3 protein-coding genes, 1 pseudogene and 1 other annotated feature are annotated in these 3,748 nt (G+C 66.7%); of the genes and pseudogenes, 1 reads left to right on the plus strand and 3 read right to left on the minus strand.

The annotated features are described in order from the left end of the window. Positions 1 to 130: 130 nt before the first annotated feature. Positions 131 to 744: pseudogene (locus QL985_RS11815) on the minus strand (IS3 family transposase); the annotation flags it as partial. Continuing rightward, positions 599 to 727: a sequence feature (AL1L pseudoknot), on the minus strand. (Overlaps the previous pseudogene by 129 nt.) Before the next feature lie 70 nt (positions 745 to 814). On the opposite strand from QL985_RS11815, the gene QL985_RS11820 reads away from it, so the two are divergent. Further along, positions 815 to 1,972, plus strand: coding sequence for an IS30 family transposase (locus QL985_RS11820; RefSeq protein WP_239358050.1), 1,158 nt, complete (start codon positions 815 to 817; stop codon positions 1,970 to 1,972). Here QL985_RS11820 and QL985_RS11825 read toward each other — a convergent pair. Together QL985_RS11825 and QL985_RS11830 are read right to left on the minus strand one after the other, a co-directional pair. Continuing rightward, positions 1,934 to 2,245 (minus strand): transposase, encoded by a 312-nt coding sequence (locus QL985_RS11825; RefSeq protein WP_239358051.1) that lies wholly within the window; start codon positions 2,243 to 2,245, stop codon positions 1,934 to 1,936. The genes QL985_RS11820 and QL985_RS11825 overlap by 39 nt on opposite strands. 346 nt (positions 2,246 to 2,591) lie before the next feature. Then, positions 2,592 to 3,686, minus strand: a complete 1,095-nt coding sequence (locus QL985_RS11830; protein WP_290147953.1) for a VanZ family protein — start codon at positions 3,684 to 3,686, stop codon at positions 2,592 to 2,594. Between the last annotated feature and the right edge of the window lie 62 nt (positions 3,687 to 3,748).

A 3,748-nucleotide genomic window follows, 5' to 3' on the forward strand; every position in this document is an offset into this window, starting at 1 on the left:
GCTGATTCCTCTGGATCTCGTCCCACCACACACCCTCACGATCAGGGTGTTGCGACAACCAGTTGAATCCGCCCTGAACGCCCTTATCGCTGTGGTGCGTGAGCCCGGTGACGGCCTGGCCTGCGTGATCGCGGGTCCAGATGCCCATCTCGAGCGCGTCCAACGCGAGGTCCGTTCGTAGCGACTTCGACAGCTGCCAGCCGACCACGCGGCGGGAGAACACGTCGATGACGAACGCGGCATACACCCAGCCGGCGAAGGTGCGGCAGTAGGTGATGTCCGCGACCCACAACTGGTTCGGAGCGGTCGCGGTGAAGTCACGTTCGACCAGGTCAGGTCGATTGTCGGGGCCGCGACCGGAGATCGTGGTGCGCGGGCCCTTGGCTCGGCTGATCCCTCGCAACCCCGCGACGCGCATGAGCCGCTCGACCGTGCAACGCGCCACCGAGATGCCCTCCCGCAGCAGCTGGGCGTGGACCTTCTTCGCCCCGTAGACGCCGAAGTTCGCCGCATGGACGCGGTGGATCTGGACCAGCAGTTCCTCGTCGCGTAGTGCTCGCTTCGAGGGTGGGCGGGTCTTGAACGCGTAGTACGTGCTCGGCGCGATCTGCGTGCCCGCTGCGGTCAGCGTTCGACAGATCGGCTCGACGCCGAACTCATGCTTGTGCTGGTCGATGTACTCCACGATCAACGCTGTGGGCGGTCGAGCTCCGCCGCGAAAAAAGCCGAGGCTGACCTCAGGATCGGCGGATTCAAGCGGTCAGTGCAACGAGTCCTGTGAGATGAGGCAGTCACTGATCACAGGAGGATCCGGATGCAGGGCAGGCACGGTCATCTCAGCCGGGAGCAGAAGCAGCTCGCGCTCAGGCTGCACGGGAAGGGCTGGCGGCTGGTCGACATCGCGAAGGAGATCAGCTGCAGCGCGCCGCTGGTCGGCATCATGGCCCGCACCGGCAGGCACCTTGACGCCAGGCCGTTTGGGTGGGAGCCACGTCAGGGCTGTCTGACGATCGACGAGCGCGAGCAGATCCTGCTCGGGATCAATCGCGGCGATACCTTCACCGCGATCGCAGAGCAGCTGGGGCGTGCGGTGTCGACCGTCAGCCGTGAGGTGAAGCGCGGTGGGGGTCGCTGCGGCTACTCGGCGTGGCGTGGTCATGAACGTGCCCGCGATAAGGCGCGTCGACCGAAGCCGTTCAAGCTTGCGTCGGGCCGGCTGCTCGAGGAGGTCGCCAGCCGGCTGGAGCAACTGTGGTCACCTGAGGAGATCGCAGCGCGCCTGCGGTTGGATCACGCCGACGACCCGGAGATGCGCGTGAGCCACGAGACGATCTACCAGTCGCTGTTCGTGCAGGGCCGAGGCGAACTGCGCCGTGAGCTGGCGCGGTGCCTGCGGTCCGGAAGAGCGGCCCGCAAGCCCCGCGAAACCACGGACGGTCGCGGCCGCATCCCCGGCATGATCATGCTCAGCGAGCGCCCCGCAGAAGCCGACGACCGCGCCGTGCCAGGCCACTGGGAAGGAGATCTCATCCTCGGCGAGGGCAGCCGCAGCGCCATCGGCACGCTCGTTGAGCGCTCGACGCGAATGACACTGCTGCTGCACCTGCCCGACGGCAAGAGCGCCGAGCAGGTCGAGGCCGCGATGCGCGCCGCAATCAGCAAGCTGCCGTCCTCGTTGATTCGAACGATCACCTGGGACCAAGGCGCGGAGATGTCCAAGCACGCCGCGTTCACCATCGCCACAGGAATCCCGATCTACTTCTGCGATCCCCACTCGCCCTGGCAGCGGGGGAGCAACGAGAACACCAACGGCCTGCTGCGCCAGTACCTGCCCAAAAGCACCGACCTGAGCGTCGTCAGCCGCGAGGAGTTGGACGCGATCCAGGACAGCCTCAACGGACGCCCCCGCAAGACGCTGGGCTATCTGACACCATCAGAGAAGCTCGCAGAGTTCCTTGCGCCCACCGCTTGAATGCGCCATCTCATTGGCGCGGCGGGCTTCGGCGAGTTCTCGACGCAGCCTGCGATTCTCTTCGCCCAGGCTCTCGTCAGTGGCGGGTGCCGGTGTGGCCTTGCTTGCTGTGATGGCTTGGTTGCACCAGGCGCGCAGGGTCTCGGGGCCGCAGCCCAGCGACTCGGCCACGACTCGGATGGAGGCCGCGCGTGGTCCGCCCTCGGTGGCTTGGCGGTCGAAGACCATCCGCACGGCGCGTTCGCGGAACTCGGGGGTGAACTTCATGGGCATGATCCGATTCTCCTTCAGGAAGCTCGGAACCAAACCCAGGGCGCTTCAGTCCATGCCGACCGTCAAGACCCACGTCGGCAACCTACTCGCTAAGACCAGCGCACGAGACCGCGTGCAGCTCGTCCTCTTCGCCCTCCGGACAGGACTCGCGGTGCTTTGACATCAGCCCGAATGCTCCGGTTCAACTCGTTCCGCGTCCCACGAACATCTGCTTGTGGGGACACGCCGAGACCCTCGCGTTCCTGCGGGGGTCTCGGTCTCTGTCTCGAAAAGTGTGTCTCGGATGCCTTCGTCTGAAGCGGGGTTTACGAGACGCTGCCACGCCAAACCCGGCCGCTACGCCGGGTCAGACTAGTCGATCCTCAATGATCCCGGTAGGACTGCGTGCGTCGCGGAAGGCGCAACCCGTAAGTATCCCGCTGAGCCCGCGCGGCGTGACGCATGCGCTCACCGCCGCTAGGAATGCGAGGAGCGGGATCATGAGCAACCACGGGAATCCGAAGCAGACAAGGAACCCGCCCACGCCCTGGATGGCGACGGCGCGGGCGACCAGCCGCCAGCGCGCGTCGTCATGAGAGCTCGGGACGAGGTAGACCGTGCGCTGCCCCAATGACGCGCCGCTGCCGGTCAGCGCTGGAAAGAAGACGGTCACGAGGGCGGCGACGGCGGCACCGGTGAAGAGCCAGCGTTCGAGGTCGAGCAGCTGAGAAGGGGTGAGGTCCTGCCCGGTGCCGCCCTGGCCGAGAGCGTAGAGGGTCGAGGCGACGGTGCCGCCGATGAAAACGGCGAGAGCGAGAAACCACGTGTCGAGCAGCATCCCGAGCAGCCGTCGCCCCCGCCCGACCGGTCGCCCGCGGTCGCGTTCGGCCAGCAGGTGGGCCTTGCTCGACAGCAGGCGCGGAGTGATTCTCTCCAACCCGATGCCGATGACCGCGCCGGTGGTGTTGGTAAACAGGTCGGTGACGTCGGCGAACCGGTACGGGCAGGGCGCGAGCCCCCAGTTCCCGGTGAGCTGGGTGAGCTCGATGAGCAGTGAGGTGCCGAATGCGGCGACCAGGACGACGCCGCGGGGCCATTCGAGCACCCGGCGCACGATGACCCCGAACGGGATGAACAGCACCATGTTCAGCGCGAACTCCCATACCACCCAGTCGCTGATCACGGCGGTGAGGCCGCCGGTGCGGAAGACGTCGATGACCGCTTTCGGGAATCGGAGCGGGTCGAGCAGCGGATGGGTGGCGTTGGCGGCGCAGTAGCCGGGGGCGAAGTCCGGCAGAGGGAAGACGGTGAACGCGGCGATGCCCGCGGCGTAGACGAACCCGGCCGACGTCCACAGCATCCGCATCGCATCGAAGCGGCCGTACCGGCGGTACTGCCACACGACCAAGGGCAGGAACAGCACCGCCGACACTGCGAGGCCGACCAGGGGACTGCCGCACATTTAGGTGACAGTTGGGGGTGTCAGGCCGCGAGGCTCACGGCCGGGTTCATGATGGTCTCGTA

It is taken from the genome of Kocuria sp. APC 4018 (assembly GCF_030407675.1).
Taxonomy (GTDB): Bacteria; Actinomycetota; Actinomycetes; order Actinomycetales; family Micrococcaceae; genus Kocuria; species Kocuria rhizophila.

Excerpts from the sequence above, each read along its gene's own strand:
- QL985_RS11820 (WP_239358050.1), top strand. The coding sequence starts at position 815 with ATGCAGGGCAGGCACGGTCATCTCAGCCGGGAGCAGAAGCAGCTCGCG.
- QL985_RS11830 (WP_290147953.1), bottom strand. The coding sequence starts at position 3,686 with ATGTGCGGCAGTCCCCTGGTCGGCCTCGCAGTGTCGGCGGTGCTGTTC.
- QL985_RS11825 (WP_239358051.1), bottom strand. The coding sequence starts at position 2,245 with ATGCCCATGAAGTTCACCCCCGAGTTCCGCGAACGCGCCGTGCGGATG.